General features: G+C 43.8%; 13 protein-coding genes. 3 read left to right on the top strand and 10 right to left on the bottom strand.

Features of this window, described 5'->3' with window-relative positions; translation table 11 throughout:
* Positions 1–51: 51 nt before the first annotated feature.
* The 8 genes from OV592_RS15220 to cysK all read right to left on the bottom strand — a co-directional run bounded on the left by OV592_RS15220 (position 52) and on the right by cysK (position 7,239).
* The gene (locus OV592_RS15220; RefSeq protein WP_406609159.1) at positions 52–753 is read right to left on the bottom strand and encodes a hypothetical protein; all 702 of its coding nucleotides are present in this window, start codon (positions 751–753) and stop codon (positions 52–54) included.
* Positions 753–1,442, bottom strand: coding sequence for a M15 family metallopeptidase (locus tag OV592_RS15215; RefSeq protein WP_406609158.1), 690 nt, complete (start codon positions 1,440–1,442; stop codon positions 753–755). The genes OV592_RS15220 and OV592_RS15215 overlap by 1 nt, the downstream gene beginning before the upstream one ends.
* Positions 1,435–2,577 carry a succinyl-diaminopimelate desuccinylase gene (gene dapE / locus OV592_RS15210; protein WP_406609157.1) on the bottom strand — a complete coding sequence of 381 codons (1,143 nt, stop codon included), beginning with the start codon at positions 2,575–2,577 and terminating at the stop codon, positions 1,435–1,437. Before dapE ends, OV592_RS15215 begins: the two co-directional genes overlap by 8 nt.
* Before the next feature lie 4 nt (positions 2,578–2,581).
* Complete coding sequence (locus tag OV592_RS15205) at positions 2,582–2,947, bottom strand: ArsC family reductase (protein ID WP_406609156.1); 366 nt, start codon at positions 2,945–2,947, stop codon at positions 2,582–2,584.
* Between the two features lie 319 nt (positions 2,948–3,266).
* Positions 3,267–3,776: a PTS glucose transporter subunit IIA gene (gene crr / locus OV592_RS15200; RefSeq protein ID WP_016403639.1), complete on the bottom strand. Its 510-nt coding sequence runs from the start codon at positions 3,774–3,776 to the stop codon at positions 3,267–3,269.
* 44 nt (positions 3,777–3,820) lie between these two features.
* A complete protein-coding gene (ptsI, locus tag OV592_RS15195; RefSeq protein WP_016403638.1) occupies positions 3,821–5,548 on the bottom strand; it encodes a phosphoenolpyruvate-protein phosphotransferase PtsI in 1,728 nt (575 codons plus the stop codon).
* Positions 5,549–5,599: 51 nt separating this feature from the next.
* Positions 5,600–5,857, bottom strand: a complete 258-nt coding sequence (locus tag OV592_RS15190; RefSeq protein ID WP_016403637.1) for an HPr family phosphocarrier protein — start codon at positions 5,855–5,857, stop codon at positions 5,600–5,602.
* A 413-nt stretch (positions 5,858–6,270) separates the two neighbouring features.
* Positions 6,271–7,239, bottom strand: coding sequence for a cysteine synthase A (cysK, locus tag OV592_RS15185; protein ID WP_016403636.1), 969 nt, complete (start codon positions 7,237–7,239; stop codon positions 6,271–6,273).
* 316 nt (positions 7,240–7,555) lie between these two features.
* Here cysK and OV592_RS15180 point away from each other — a divergent pair, with 316 nt between their 5' ends.
* Both OV592_RS15180 and OV592_RS15175 read left to right on the top strand, forming a co-directional pair.
* A complete protein-coding gene (locus tag OV592_RS15180) occupies positions 7,556–8,782 on the top strand; it encodes an alpha/beta hydrolase (protein WP_406609155.1) in 1,227 nt (408 codons plus the stop codon).
* A 191-nt stretch (positions 8,783–8,973) separates the two neighbouring features.
* On the top strand, positions 8,974–10,449 hold the full coding sequence (locus OV592_RS15175) for an HD-GYP domain-containing protein (protein WP_406609154.1): 1,476 nt from the start codon (positions 8,974–8,976) through the stop codon (positions 10,447–10,449).
* On the opposite strand, the gene OV592_RS15170 is transcribed toward OV592_RS15175, so the two are convergent.
* Both OV592_RS15170 and cysZ read right to left on the bottom strand, forming a co-directional pair.
* Complete coding sequence (locus tag OV592_RS15170; protein ID WP_221076456.1) at positions 10,446–10,742, bottom strand: hypothetical protein; 297 nt, start codon at positions 10,740–10,742, stop codon at positions 10,446–10,448. The two genes, OV592_RS15175 and OV592_RS15170, sit on opposite strands and share 4 nt — an antisense overlap.
* Positions 10,742–11,503, bottom strand: coding sequence for a sulfate transporter CysZ (cysZ, locus tag OV592_RS15165; RefSeq protein ID WP_016403633.1), 762 nt, complete (start codon positions 11,501–11,503; stop codon positions 10,742–10,744). Before cysZ ends, OV592_RS15170 begins: the two co-directional genes overlap by 1 nt.
* Before the next feature lie 102 nt (positions 11,504–11,605).
* Between cysZ and smc the strand changes: the two genes are divergently transcribed.
* Entirely contained in the window at positions 11,606–15,031 is a 3,426-nt protein-coding gene (gene smc / locus OV592_RS15160; RefSeq protein WP_406609153.1) for a chromosome segregation protein SMC, read from the top strand.
* The last annotated feature ends 12 nt before the right edge of the window (positions 15,032–15,043 follow it).

Here is a 15,043-nt window from a genome sequence, read left to right as displayed (position 1 = left end):
ATCCTGCTATGTGGACATTTAAACTAGCTGTGCCAAAGCTAGTTTAGCTTGTTAAACGTGGAGTGCTTGAAGCTTAAGGCTAGAAATAAAGCTAATAAACGCCACGGCCAATAACAAAGGGGCTGGCGGGGCTGTTTTCTTTAGTTGCGGGAATAACCACAACAGAGTCGCTAGCAATAAAAAGCTGCTCATTACTACAAAGTGCTTAACTGTATCAGCTTGTTCCAAGAGTATTTGGTTTAAAATGAGATAAATACACACTGCCACAAGGCTACACATTGCCGCAGCAAGCCCAGCAAATGGCAGCAGTTTATCAAAGCTTGTTAAGCGGTGTTTAGCCTTAACCATTAGCCAGTGAGCAATTGCCGCCGCACAAGCAATAAAGCTAAAGATCCCAATACTATGTTGCAGCAAAACAACCGTAGCGGCTAATAACAGTGGCATACCCATTAACCACCAAAGGTTAATATTTAGGCTGCGTTTGTGTTTAAGCTTGTTGATTTTGAAAGTAAGCACCCAACCGATTAAGGCACTGGCGCAGACCAAGCCTACTAACCAAGTCGCTTGTTGGCTTTCAAATCCACTTAAACCTGCCAAGGTTATAAAGCTAACAAGTGTGCTTAATTGGCGTTGAATTCTGCCTGTTTGCCCAGGGCATAACTCTCCCTTATGTAAAACCAGCATCAATACAAGAAAGGCCAGTGCAGAACAACTAACAAGGCTAACAAACAAGGTGGCATACAAGCTTGGCATTAGGTCTCCGGTAAACAAATATTGGTAACATATTGGCTAAAAATTTGTTCGATGTGCTGTTCAATACAAGCGAAGCCTGCCACCTGGTTATTTCTTAAGTGTTCTAGGGTTTGGCTAGCATCGAGTTTGCTCATCATTGTTTGGCTGGTGGCTAGGTGGCTCAAGTGCCATGGTTCAAACTCTACGCCGCCCTTAAAGCGCAGATAAGGGTAGAAAAAACCAAAATCTTGAGCATATTCATTTAACCATATCGATAAGGCGTGCTGGCAACCTTGCTCTGCATACTCTTGGGGGATGAGTTCTAGACGAGTTCCTGATGGTAGTAGTTTGGGGTCGTAAAAGTCAAAATCGGTACCCCAATGGTGGCGGCTGGTGCCAGGTAAAGCAGACCAACGCAAAATAGCATGCAGCTTTTGCTCATCGCTTAGGCTTGAGATATCCAGTGGGCGACTATTGGCATCAAGAATTGGACGCAGACCATTCCATTTGTTATTCCAGATCGCCAGTTGGCGGTGAAAATCCCGATAACCACTAAAAATGCTTAGGTTAAACCCAGCCTGCGCAGCCGCTTTGATAAGCTTTTTGAGATCAGATAAAACCAAGCGATGAACCCAAGCAAGCTCGGGGTCATCAATTAGTTCGCTCTTGTCTAGCCCATAAAGGGCTAGAGGCTTGGCAAGTTTACTCATCGCCGCCAAGAACGTTTACTAACAGCTCGTAGTACATATCTGTTAACTGTTCTAAATCTGCCACTTTAACGCACTCATTCACTTTATGAATAGTAGCGTTAACTGGGCCAAGCTCGACCACCTGTGTGCCCATTTTTGCAATGAAACGACCGTCAGACGTGCCTCCAGTAGTGAGTAGCTCAGGAGCTTTCTTGGTTACCTTGCTTACCGCGTTGCTCACCGCAGACAAGAATTCGCCTTCCTCAGTTAAGAATGGTTGGCCATTGTAGGTCCAATCTAATTGGTAATCTAAGCCATGGCTATCAAAGATATTGTGCACCCGTTTTACAATCTCGCTATCCGTTAGCTCAGTTGAGTAGCGGAAGTTAAATTGAACATCTAACTCACCAGGAATCACATTAGAAGCACCTGTACCAGCGTGAATATTGGCAATTTGAAAACTCGTTGGTGGGAAGAATTGATTACCGTTATCCCAATGCATTGCCGCAAGTTCTGCAAGAGCTGGTGCAGCATCATGAATAGGGTTTTTAGCTAGGTGGGGGTAAGCCACATGGCCTTGCACACCTTTTACCGTTAAATCTCCAGTTAATGAGCCGCGGCGACCATTTTTAACTACATCACCCACGTGATGAGTAGAGGATGGTTCACCCACTAAGCACATATCAATCAGTTCGTTGCGGGCCATTAAGGTATCTACCACGCGGGTTGTACCATTAATAAAAGGTCCTTCTTCATCAGAGGTGATTAAGTACGAGATAGAACCTTTGTGATTAGGGTAATCAGCCACGAATCGCTCGGTAGCTACGACCATGGCAGCTAAAGAGCCTTTCATATCAGCCGCTCCGCGCCCATGTAGAATGCCATCAATAACAGTGGGCTCAAAGGGTGGGGTATGCCATTTTTCTGCAGGCCCAGGAGGTACTACATCAGTATGTCCAGCAAAACAAAACAGTGGGCCGGTATCACCTTTACGTGCCCACATATTGGTGGTGTCTTCAAATACCATTTCTTCAATGTTAAAACCAACAGCAGTTAGTCGGTCGGCCATTAGTTTTTGACAATCGCAGTCTTCTGGGGTTACCGACGGACGGCTGATAAGATCTTTTGCTAAGTGTAAAACGGGGCTATCTGACATGGATTTATGCTTCCGGAGAAAAGAGTTGTTGGTATTGGTCGGCTTTAAAACCAAGCGTGAAAGACTGGTCAACTTGAAGTAATGGGCGCTTAATCATTGCTGGGTGCTCGGCCAGCAGTTGAATGGCTGTATCTTTATTTAGGTCAGCTTTTTGCTGGTCGCTTAGCTGGCGATAAGTGGTTCCACGTTTGTTCAAAACGGCTTCCCAACTCAACTGTTCACACCAATGGCTAATTTGTTCAACACTAACACCATCTTTACGATAGTCGTGGAAGCTAAATTCAATGTTGTGTTCGTTTAACCAACGGCGGGCTTTTTTAATAGTGTCGCAGTTGGGGATCCCGAACATTACTATGTTTGTTGCAGACATGTATGTTCCCTTTTTTATTTTGGCTAAGAATACCAGAGCTGAAGGCAAAGCTCATCGACCAATTTAGCTGGTAAGGGATTTATACCAATCGTACTAAGTAACTGTTCATTTTATCTGGTTAAAATACTCGATAACTGCTTTAGAATTTTTTGATTGTAGAATAATTACTTATCGAAAAATCCAGCCTTATTCTCGAGTATTTTTCCTGCGTTATTTCTTATCACTTACTTCGTGTGATTGGTATTAAGCTTTGAGTGAATTTAAGGCAAAAAAAACCACGCTAAGTAGCGTGGTTTAATCACTTAAGAAAAAGCCCAATTTATTTAATAATGGTTAGTACCGGCGTTTCGCTAATGGTTACAGAACCTGATTTTTTCACTAATTCTTTAATCTCGTCCATGTTAGAGATAACCACGGGCGTTAGCGTTGATTTTGCTTTTTCTTCTAGCACAGCTAGATCAAACTCAATAATCACATCACCTTGTTTCACTTCTTGGCCTTCAGCCGCGATACGAGTGAAACCTTCACCTTTTAGCTCAACGGTATCAATACCGAAGTGAACGAACAGTTCTACGCCGTCGGTTGATTCTAGCGAAAACGCGTGGTTAGTTTCAAAAATCTTACCAATGGTACCGTCACATGGCGCTACCATTTTGTTACCGCTTGGCTTAATCGCGATACCATCGCCCACGATTTTCTCAGCAAATACTACATCAGGCACTTCTTCAATAGGAACGATTTCACCTGATAGTGGGGCGATAATATCGATCCCGCCTTTGCTTGAACTATCATCTGAAACCATTTTCTTGAATTTGTCGAATAGACCCATTATGGCGCTCCTAAATTCTTATGTATTGTGCAGTTGTAACTATCTTAACAGACGGAATTTTGTTTAACAAAAGTGTCAACTAACGTTTCAATTTCAGCGGCTGTTGGCAACGCTAAAGCTTGATCGGCTAATTTCTTCACATCAGCATAGTTTGAATTACGGATCAGTTTTTTGATCCTTGGTATAGAAATGGCACTCATTGAAAATTCATCTAAGCCCATTCCCATCAATAACAAGGTGGCAGTTTCATCTCCAGCCAACTCACCACACATACCTGTCCACTTACCTTCAGCATGTGAAGCATCAATAACTTGCTTGATTAAAGTAAGGACAGCGGGTGACATTGGGTTATAGAGTGAAGAAATAAGCTCGTTGCCACGATCTACTGCTAGAGTGTACTGAGTTAAGTCGTTGGTTCCAATACTAAAGAAGTCTACTTCTTTAATTAAGTGGTGAGCAATAGCTGCCGCTGCAGGTGTTTCAACCATTACGCCAACTTCAACTTCTTCATCAAAGGCGATGCCTTCAGCACGTAACTCGGCTTTTAGTGTATCTAGCACACCGTTTAACTTGCGAATCTCTTCAACCGAAACAATCATCGGGAACATGATGCGCACTTTACCAAAAGCAGACGCACGTAATAGCGCACGAAGCTGAGCATTCATGATTTCTTCGCGGTCGAAGAAGATACGAATTGCACGCCAACCCAAGAATGGGTTCATCTCTTTTGGCAAATCTAAGTAAGGTAGGTCTTTATCGCCACCAATATCCATAGTACGGATAATCACTGGGTGGCCTTGCATCGCTTCTACTACAGCTTTGTAAGCTTCGAACTGCTCGTCTTCGCTAGGCAGTGAGTCACGATCCATGAACAAAAACTCGGTACGGTATAAACCAACACCTTCTGAGCCGTTGCGATGAGCGCCGTCTACATCTTTAATGGTGCCAATGTTGGCACATACTTCAATTTGATGGCCATCTAAAGAAACCGCAGGTAGATCTTTTAACTTGGCAAGTTCAGCTTTTTCATCGATGTAGCTTTGCTGGCGCTGTTTATAAGTGGCTAGCTGCTCATCGCTTGGGTTGATAACAACTTCATTGTTTAGTGCATCTAACGCAATGATATCGCCATTTTTAACCTGTTGGGTTACGTCGTTGGTACCAACAACAGCTGGTAGCTCTAAAGAGCGGGCCATAATAGAAGTGTGAGAAGTACGACCGCCGATATCCGTAACAAAACCTAGTACTTTATCTAAGTTAATTTGAGCTGTTTCTGAAGGGGTTAAATCGTTGGCGACTAAAATTACTTCTTCAGTAATGGTACTTAAAGAAACAATCTCGATGCCTAAAATGTTTTTAACTAAACGAGAGCCTATGTCGCGAAAGTCCGTTGCGCGTTCTTTTAGGTAAGGGTCGTCTAACTCGGCTAGCATCTGCGCGTTTTGCTCGATAATGGTATGAGCTGCATTGTCGGCGCTAAGCAAGTTATCTTTGATGCAGGCTAGAATTTCCTCTTCAAGCTCTTCATCTTCTAACAGCATGATATGTCCTTCGAAGATAGCTTCTTTCTCTTCACCGAAGGTTTTACCTGCCATTATTTTAATTTCTTCGAGCTGTGCAGAAGTTTTATTACGTCCATCGAAAAAGCGTTGTACTTCGCTTTCTACCTGCGCTGCGTCGATATTTGTTTGGTTAATCACTACTTCTTGTTCCGCAAGTAGCAGTGCTTTACCAATTGAAATTCCTGGAGATGCCAGAATACCTGAAATCATAACCTACACCTATTTAGTTGAACTGATTAACGGACTTATAAAAATGCTGACTTATTCAAGTTCATCCATTAACGCAACTAGTTTTTCTACAGCGGCAGTTTCGTCTTCGCCTTCAGCGCGAATTACCACACTAGTGCCTTTAGTTAGGCCAAGAGTTTGTAGTTTAAAAAGGCTTTTGGCACTGGCAGATTTGCCATTGCTCTCAACAGTGATATCGCTAGAAAATGCTTTTGCTTCTTTTACAAATTGTGCCGCAGGGCGAGTATGAAGACCATTTTCGGCGGTGATAACAACACTTTTCTCAAACATACAATCATTCCTCAAGTTAAATTATGTCGCCTATAGCTTGATATAAGCTTAGACGCTTATTAGTAAAACGTTTTCGAGAAAAAAATAACGTAAAAGCCTTTGGTAAAGTTTAATCTACGTCAAATTTTCCTATTTAGTTGTACAGTGTTACTTAATATTACATAGGGGTTTAGTGTGTAACTCTATGTAATTTAATAAATAATACTAATTTATCGAAGTGAACAATGTGTCAATTTTGATACCTTTTGTTACAAAGTGATACATTGTTAAGCGCATTATTTAGCGGTTTGGAGTATAGTTTTTGCAGTTTTGTTGCACAAGTCTTAATGGTTAATTTTCTTCGGAAATAAAGTCTTTGTCGCAAAAAAAAGCAACCTTCACAGGTTGCTTATTGATTACTTGCTTAAATTTACTTATTGAACGTTTTCTTGTTCAGTGAAAATGTTAGCAAATAAAGCACTTGATAAGTAACGCTCACCTGAGCTTGGCAGTATCACAACAATCGTTTTATCTGCAAATTCTGGCTTTTCAGCGATACGGTTCGCAGCTACAACAGCAGCGCCTGAAGAGATACCCGCTAAAATACCTTCTTCTTCCATTAAACGTTGAGCCATAGCTATAGCGTCTTCGTTCGTTACTTGCTCAACCGCGTCAACCATTTCTAAATCTAGGTTGCCAGGGATGAAGCCTGCACCAATACCTTGGATTTTGTGTGGACCAGGAGTTAGATCTTCACCCGCTTTAGCTTGAGCAATAACAGGAGAATCAACTGGCTCTACTGCAACAGAAGTGATGCTTTTGCCTTGTTCCAGTTTAATGTAACGGCTAACACCTGTAATTGTACCACCGGTACCCACACCCGCTACAAACACATCAATTTCACCGTCTGTATCTTCCCAAATCTCTGGGCCAGTTGTTTTCTCGTGAATTTCTGGGTTAGCTGGGTTATCAAATTGACCTAGTAATACGTATTTCTCTGGGTTGCCATCACGAATTTCTTCAGCTTTACCGATAGCGCCTTTCATACCTTTAGCGCCTTCAGTTAACACTAAGTTAGCACCCAATGCTTTAAGCAATTTACGACGCTCTAAGCTCATGGTGTTTGGCATGGTAAGGGTGATTGGGTAACCGCGAGATGCTGCAACAAATGCTAAAGCAATACCGGTATTACCACTGGTAGGTTCAATGATTTCTTTACCTGGACCCAATAAGCCTTTCTTTTCTGCATCCCATACTAAGTTTGCACCAATACGACATTTAACACTGAAGCTTGGGTTACGGCTTTCTACTTTAGCGAGTACGTTACCTTTGCTTACGCGGTTAAGGCGAACTAGCGGAGTGCGACCGATAGTCAGGGAATTGTCTTCGTAAATCTTACTCATTGAAACGTCCTTTTTAAGGTTAATAGGCTTGCTACAATCAGTGGTTATTGGCACTTAGCAGCATTACTGTGTTACTAGCATAACGTGCTATTTGGGAAGGGGAAGTAACGTTTATTTATAACGTTATGTAATTAAGAGATAAATTGATATGCCATTAGGAGTAGTGTTGTTGGAAATTTGTGAAGAAGCATTGCTACACCAAGGTTTACTTCAACTAAGCTAAAGTTGATTAACTAATCCTTTGGTCACTAGTAGTGAGGACGCTATGTTTATGTGCGATTGTGTATTGCGATATAGCTCAAGAATTGTCTTTTTTATGCTGCTGGTTGTCGCATTGCTGGCGTGCAAGGATGTCGAACAAAGTTCAGATTTATTAAATAACTTTGAGCCAGAATTTGTTGCCCAGTGGCAAACTGTCGTTGAGGCCAGTGAGCCTCCTGCGGAGTTCTCATTACAAGCTGCATGTATCCCTCAGGTAATTGAAGCGAATCCTCAGCAAGCCTTAAAAGGCACCATAATTATCGTGCACGGCTTTACCGCATGTAACCAACAATTTTTTGATTGGGGCTTGCAGTTAGCGGCTGCCGGTTATCATGTTGTGTTGCCAGCTCTTCCTGGTCATGGTCTTGAGGCAGAACAACAAGATTTGCTGTTGGAAGCTAGCGGTTTAGCCAATAATGCCCAAGTGTATTCAGATTTTTCTGACCAATTGGTATTGCTAGGGCAGCTGTCTCCGGGGCCTTCAAAAATCATTGCAGGTCTAAGTGTTGGCGGAGCTGTGGCGGCTGCAGTTGCAATACGCGGAGAACAGACCTTTGATAAAGCTTTGCTAATGGCTCCTTTTTTGGCAATTCCAATGACTTACTCTACAGAACCGGGGCCGCAGCTAGCACCGCTTAGCCCACAAGAAGAGCTCGACTTACTGGATTTGCTCAATGCTGAAACTGATAATTCCGAGCAACTAGAGCAGATCTGGCAACAGTTTGCTCAGTTACTGGAGCAATTTCGCACCGGGGTGGCGCAATCCTTATTAGCACTTCTAAAACTTAGCACCTTTATTCCCCAATTGGATTATAGCTGGGGCCCAGCCTGTGAAGATGAACGAGCCGCTGGCCGAGCTGGGATATGTAATTTTAAAATAAGCAATTTGTTTGCGGTAGACAGTTTTGGTCGAGAAACCCTAGTAGCTTATCAGCAAGCCGAGAGTCTTGCTGTGCAAGTTCAATTGGTGGCAGTTGAAAATGATAGTGGTGCAGACCCATTGGCTATTCAAACGCTGGCGGAACGCTTAAACAGCTTAGTTGGAGAGCAAGCTTTAGGTTACTGTTTGTATGACGGTGAGATTGTGCCGCACTCCTTCATATCAAAATATGACAACATCGTATTGGCAGACGCAGGCGCTACTGATGTACTCAGTTCTGCTTTAGCTAATATGGAAGCGCTTTGGCTAAGCCGATTTTATAGTGAAGCTATTGAGTTTATTGATTCTGATACACCTAACTTTTTTGAGCATGAGCAGGGCTTTTGTATACAGCAATCCTAGTAGCTTACATTTTGCTATCGCTAGGTAAAATCAATGTCTAGTGGCTGGCTATTAATTTTGTGGCTTGCACATTGAGTTTAACGCGCATCATTAATACAACTTTGGTGGCTTTACTTATTTCAGTTTCATTGATAATTGTTTAGGGGTTTAAAAATTACTAACAAACTGAGCCTTAACAACGGGAGAGCCTAATGGAAAAAGTTGCGCGTTTAGCAAGTAAGCACTGGCTAATTGCCATGGTGTTGTTTTCTATTTACGGCGTTCAAGTTTGCCCGTTTTTGGAAGCTCAAACGCCTCTTCAATTATTACTCCCTATCATTATTAGTTTTCTTGTCACCTTGTTGGCGAGGCGCTTTGCCTGTTTGGCAATAGAAAGGAAGTCAAAGGAACAGCAAGTAAGAGCCCAGTTCACTCTCGATTTTTCACTGTTTTTAATCATGGCCTTAAGCATCGTTAGTTATAACTTAATGATGTTTGAGCCGCCTTGGGAGTCAAACTTAAAGGTTATTTTAGGTTTGGCTGCTTTGGGCTTTTATGTAGCGGCAGATTTAGCCTTGTTTAAGGAATGGCAAATTGCTCAAGACTTGGAGAGTGCTGGCCAACACTTACAGATTAAGCCGCAACCTTATTCTGTTAGTCAAAAGTTTTCAGCCTTTGCGGCGGCCAGCGCTTTCGTGCTAGCTGGTGTTATCTTTTTGGTTATTAATAAGGATTTAGATTGGTTGGTAAATGTTGGTTCAGAACTCTACCCAATTGAGGTGGCTCAGCGTTATATTGTTATCGAACTAAGCTTTGTATTGCTGGTGGTATTGGCCTACGTGCTACGGGTAATAAGCAGTTACTCACGCAACCTAAAGCGTTTGCTAGAAAACGAAAATCATAGCTTGGCTAAGGTACAAGCCGGCCAATTAGATACTCAGGTCACCATTAGTAGTAGTGATGAGTTTGGCTTGATAGCCCAGCGCACCAATTCAATGATTGCTAGCTTACAGCGTAGTACTTTGTCGCTTCAGCAAACGCGAGATATCGCCATTCATAGCTTAGCAACATTGGCAGAAACCCGGGACAATGAAACCGGCGCGCATATTCTACGTACGCAGTACTACGTTAAAGCCTTGGCTGAGGCGCTGCAAAATGAGCAAGGTTTTAGCAATTTATTAAGCCCTCAGATTATTGATTTAATCTATAAGTCAGCCCCCTTACATGACATAGGAAAAGTGGGGATCCCCGACGCCATTTTACTTAAGCCCGGTCAACTTGATGATGAGCAGTGGCAGATCATGCGCCAGCATCCTGAAATAGGAGCCGATGCTTTAGCCGAAGCTGAACGCCAGTTTGGCAGTGAGGATGCGGCCTTCCTGCAATACGCTAAAGAAATCGCTTTATCTCATCACGAGAAATGGGATGGAAGTGGTTACCCCGAAGGGTTAGCTGGAAATGACATTCCCTTAAGTGCGCGCTTAATGGCCTTGGCAGATGTTTATGATGCGCTCATTTCTAAGCGGGTATACAAACCTGCTTTTTCTCACGACAAAGCTAAGCAGATTATTTTAGAAGGGAAGGGCTCGCATTTTGACCCTGCCGTGGTAGAAGCATTTTGCAGATGTGAGCAGCAATTTGTCGAGATTGCTGCTCAATACAGTGATAAGCCAGAGTGTGCAGCTTAGTTGCTGTAAACCACAATGGATACGCGGTAGCGATCTCTTTTCGGGCTGCGCTCTACGGTGTAAACCGAGTAGTGGCTAGCGTTTTGGGTACTGGCCCATTCCACAGCTTCTTTTTCGGCTATGTCTAAATCTAAGTTGCTCAAAAAGGTTTTTTGGGCCACTTTGGTTAAATTCATTTCCTGGGCTTCGCCGTAGTTTATCTTTTGTAGTGAACTGGCTGCTGCCATCACTGAACCCGCACTCAGTAAGCTGACACTTAGTACTAAGCCCGATAATAGATGTTTGGTTTTCATTACTGCTTCTCCTCGACCAACTTGTCTCGATAACTATCGACCCAAATTGCTGTGGCACCACATACCGCTACCGGCATGATAATTAAGTTTAATAGGGGTACGGTACTAAAAAATAAAACGATCGCCCCAAATCCACTGTTACGAATGCGATCTTGCTTAAGTTGATCACGCATAGTAGCAAATGGAATGCGATGATTGTCAAAAGGGTAATCAATGTATTGAATGCACATCATCCAAGCACAGAATAAAAACCACAGTACAGGCGCAATCGTTTGGCCAATGGCAGGGATTAAAAATAACAATAGTAAGCCCAGAGCTTTGGGTAGCCAATACCACAGCTTTTGCAGTTCTCGAGAGAAAATGCGTGGTAAATCTTTGATAAGTTCAACTATCGACATGTCGTCGACTTTTTTACCGCTAAGGTGCATTTCTACTTTTTCAGCTAATAAGCCGTTAAAAGGCGCTGCAATCCAGTTTCCAATAATGCTAAAGGTAAAACCAAACACCATCAAAATAGCGATTATCGCAGTTGGCCAAATTAACCAGCTTAGCCAATCTAGCCAGCTTGGTAAGTAATCAATAATTTGTTGAACCCAAGTGCCTAACTGTTGGTATAAAAAGAAGAATGCCGCACCAAATAATAAGATGTTAGCGATTAGAGGAATCATCACAAAAAGCCGAAGACCAGGTTGAGTAATTAAGCTAAAACCCTGGGCGATGTAAGAAATTCCGCTGCGAGAAGCAAGCGAATGCTGCGTCATTGTTGTGATCCCTCGTTTGTTTATGGACTCATATATTACAAAGCGTTGATAGCTCTGGTAAAGTCTTGCTTAACAATAGCAACAAATTAAGCAAAATCATTTATGCGCTTGAAACAAATCCGCCTCGCCGGGTTTAAATCTTTCGTTGACCGAACCACCATCCCTTTTCCCACCGATATGACAGCCATAGTAGGGCCAAACGGCTGTGGCAAGTCAAACGTGATCGACGCTGTTCGCTGGGTATTAGGTGAGAGCAATGCCCGCCATTTGCGCGGTGGCTCTATGACCGATGTTATTTTTAATGGTTCAACCAAGCGCGCCGCTGTATCCAAAGCCATGGTGGAATTGATTTTCGATAACCAGCAAGGGCGAATTGGCGGTGAGTTTGCTAGTTACGCCGAGATCGCCGTTCGCCGAGAAGTTAGTCGAGATGGTCAAAACAACTATTTGTTGAATGGCGCTAAATGCCGTAAACGCGATATAACCGATTTGTTTTTAGGAACGGGTCTTGGTCCACGCAGTTACGCAATTATTGAACAAGGCATGATTAGCCGTTTAATCGAGTCGAAGCCACAAGAACTGCGGGTGTTTATTGAAGAAGCAGCTGGCGTGTCTAAGTATAAGGAACGCCGACGCGAAACTGAGCTTCGCATTAAACACACCGATGAAAATATTCTGCGTCTGCGAGATATCGAGTCAGAGCTTGCGCAACAAGTCAGTAAGCTTAAAACCCAAGCGCAAGCAGCTAAGCGTTATCGCCAGTATCGAGAACGTCATCGTGAACTAAAGGCGCTTATTTGCCTTCAAGAGTTGCGCCAGTTGGACGCGAGCATTGATAAAGGCAATCAGGGGAATGATCAGGCCGAACAGCAGCAAAGGCACGAAGAACACCTGATAACTCAAATGGAAAACCAGCTAAGCTTGCTTAACCATCAAATTGCAGAGCAGCAAGAACAGATTCAAAATCTGCAGCAGCAAAGTTACCAATTTAAAACTGAGTTGGCGAAACTTGAGCAGCAACAATTACATACCAAGCAACAACAAAGTCAGTCGCAACAAAGCCGCGACCGCAACTTAACTCAGCAAGCTGAAATTAAGACAAGCTTAGAGGTGCTAAGTGAGCAGTTAGCGCTGGAACAAGAAGCCATCGCAGAACTAGAGTTGCAACAAGAAATGCAGCAACAAGTGTTGTTAGAGTTAGAGCCACAGCTGGAAGACGCCGAGCACCAGCATGCCGATGTCCTAGCTGAGAGTAATGCCTTTTTAGCTGCTAGCCAACAGGCGCGTCATGCTGTGCAGCAGTGCGAAGCCCAATTGCGCCATTGTGAGCAAATGCAGCAGCGCCATAAGCAGCAGATTTCTCAATTAGAGCAAAGCTTAAGTCACACCGCCGATGGTGATGAAGCTGCCTTGCAGCGTTTAACTCAACAGCTCGACGAAAGCGAACCCAAACAACAAGATCTTGAGACGCAGTTGGCACAGGCCGAGGACTCTAAGCAGCACTTAGCCGACAAACTAGCGGCCTGCCAACAACAATTGCAACAAACACAACTACAACAAACTGCTGAAGAAACCCGCCTGCAGGGTGTAGACAAATTGCTTGGGCAAGTTGAGCAGACTGCTCAGCAGCCACTGCTTGATGTTTTGGGCGTGAAGGCTGGATGGGAGCAGGCAGCAGATGTGGTTTTAGGTACATGGTTACAAGCGGAGTGGTGTGAGCAACTAGACGCCCAGTTTCCTTTAGCATTAAGCGCAGTTGCGCCTGCGGTTAGTCATCAGCTCGCCCCTCAGTTAGCAACGTTGAGCAGCTTAGCTGAGCAATTAGAAAATGTTGAGCTTGGATACTTATGCGGCCAAGTGCTAGTGGTCGATAATCTTGAGCAAGCGATAAGCTTGCGAGAGCATCTCAGTCATGAGCAATCATTGATAACTGCCAAGGGCGAGTGGGTAGGAAGATACTGGCAGCAGTTGAGCCCACCGAACTACCAACATTCTTTGTTAAGTCTGCAACAAGAGCGCCAGCAGCTGCACGAATTATTGGCTCAGTTGGAGGAAAGCGCTACTCAGTTAAAGCTTGAGCAGCAAGACCTGCAGCAGCAATCTCAGCAACAGGCTGAACAGATAAAAGGCCTAAGCCAAAACTTAGTCACTGTGAAAGCCGAGCTTGCCGACTGGCGCAGCCGCTTAGCCTTATTAGAGCAACAGCAAGCCTTTGCCAAGCAACAAGCCGAGCAAATACAGCAGCAAATCGCCGAACTGCAGATTACGCTGGAGCAAGATCAAGAGTCGCAGTTATTGCTTGAAGAGCAACTTGAGCAGCATCAGGCTGAATTAAACCAGCAAAGCGAAAAGCAAAAATACTTGCAACAAAAAACGGCACTGGCGACAGATGCTCTAAAGCAGCAACGCTTGAGCTTGCAGCAACAGCAACAAGCTAGTCATCAGCAGCAATTGTTATTGCAGCAACAGCAAGCAAAGTATCAAGCCCAACTACAGCAGCAAAGCTATCAGCAGCAAAAGTTGGCAGAACTTGAACAGCAGTTACAGGCGCAGCCTGAAGAGCACGATGAGCAACTAGCCCTGCTTGGTGAGCAAATTGAACAGCTGCTCGAGCAACACTTAGAACTGGAAGAGCAGCAAGCTGGCGCTAGCGAAGCGCACCACCAAAATGTTGAACAACAGCAAGCTTTGGCTCAGCAGTTAAAAGATGCACAGCTACGTTTAAAAGAGTTGATTGAGCAAGGTACGCAACAACGAATTGAGCAGCAAAGTTTGTTAGCGCGTCGAACCGTATTGTTAGAGCAACTAGCGGAGCAAGGTGAAAACTTAAAACACCTTGAGTTGTCGTTGCCAGAAGCCAGCTTAGAAGACGATTATGCCAGTGAACTAAGCCAAGTAGATGCGCGCTTGAAGCGATTAGGCGCGGTCAACTTAGCAGCGGAAGATGAATTTGAACAGCAGAATGCACGTTATCAAGAGTTAAGCACGCAACTTACTGATTTAGAAGCCGCTATTGAAGTGCTGCAAACAGCAATCGCCAAAATAGACCGTCAAACTCGTTCTAAATTTAGTGAAACTTTTGCTAAAGTAGATGCAGACTTACAGCAGCTTTTCCCCAAGGTTTTTGGTGGGGGTAAGGCTTGGCTTGAACTGTCTTCCGACGACTTACTCGAAACTGGTGTAACTATAATGGCGCGACCTCCGGGTAAAAAGAATGCTAGCATTAGTTTATTGTCGGGCGGAGAAAAAGCGCTGACTGCCTTGGCCTTGGTTTTTGCTATATTTCGCTTAAATCCTGCGCCATTTTGTATGCTTGATGAGGTAGATGCACCGCTAGATGAAGTAAATGTGGGACGTTTTGCCGATTTAGTGCATAGTATGTCTGATACGGTTCAATTTATATTTATCAGTCACAATAAAGTGACAATGGAAAAGGCCTCGCAACTTGCCGGGGTAACAATGCAGGAGCCAGGCGTATCACGCTTGGTAGCAGTGGATATCGCAGAAGCGATAGCCATGGTGGAATAATAGCTTTAGAGA

Origin of the sequence: Agarivorans sp. JK6, from assembly GCF_045277145.1 — a bacterium.
Lineage (GTDB): Bacteria > Pseudomonadota > Gammaproteobacteria > Enterobacterales > Celerinatantimonadaceae > Agarivorans > Agarivorans albus.
The sequence above is the reverse complement of the archived record's forward strand: the minus strand, read 5'-3'. Positions and strand labels throughout refer to the sequence as shown.

What these genes read in the sequence shown, in the direction of transcription:
- OV592_RS15220 (WP_406609159.1), bottom strand. Translation starts at nt 753, where the DNA reads ATGCCAAGCTTGTATGCCACCTTGTTTGTTAGCCTTGTTAGTTGTTCT.
- OV592_RS15215 (WP_406609158.1), bottom strand. Translation starts at nt 1,442, where the DNA reads ATGAGTAAACTTGCCAAGCCTCTAGCCCTTTATGGGCTAGACAAGAGC.
- dapE (WP_406609157.1), bottom strand. Translation starts at nt 2,577, where the DNA reads ATGTCAGATAGCCCCGTTTTACACTTAGCAAAAGATCTTATCAGCCGT.
- OV592_RS15205 (WP_406609156.1), bottom strand. Translation starts at nt 2,947, where the DNA reads ATGTCTGCAACAAACATAGTAATGTTCGGGATCCCCAACTGCGACACT.
- crr (WP_016403639.1), bottom strand. Translation starts at nt 3,776, where the DNA reads ATGGGTCTATTCGACAAATTCAAGAAAATGGTTTCAGATGATAGTTCA.
- ptsI (WP_016403638.1), bottom strand. Translation starts at nt 5,548, where the DNA reads ATGATTTCAGGTATTCTGGCATCTCCAGGAATTTCAATTGGTAAAGCA.
- OV592_RS15190 (WP_016403637.1), bottom strand. Translation starts at nt 5,857, where the DNA reads ATGTTTGAGAAAAGTGTTGTTATCACCGCCGAAAATGGTCTTCATACT.
- cysK (WP_016403636.1), bottom strand. Translation starts at nt 7,239, where the DNA reads ATGAGTAAGATTTACGAAGACAATTCCCTGACTATCGGTCGCACTCCG.
- OV592_RS15180 (WP_406609155.1), top strand. Translation starts at nt 7,556, where the DNA reads ATGCTGCTGGTTGTCGCATTGCTGGCGTGCAAGGATGTCGAACAAAGT.
- OV592_RS15175 (WP_406609154.1), top strand. Translation starts at nt 8,974, where the DNA reads ATGGAAAAAGTTGCGCGTTTAGCAAGTAAGCACTGGCTAATTGCCATG.
- OV592_RS15170 (WP_221076456.1), bottom strand. Translation starts at nt 10,742, where the DNA reads ATGAAAACCAAACATCTATTATCGGGCTTAGTACTAAGTGTCAGCTTA.
- cysZ (WP_016403633.1), bottom strand. Translation starts at nt 11,503, where the DNA reads ATGACGCAGCATTCGCTTGCTTCTCGCAGCGGAATTTCTTACATCGCC.
- smc (WP_406609153.1), top strand. Translation starts at nt 11,606, where the DNA reads ATGCGCTTGAAACAAATCCGCCTCGCCGGGTTTAAATCTTTCGTTGAC.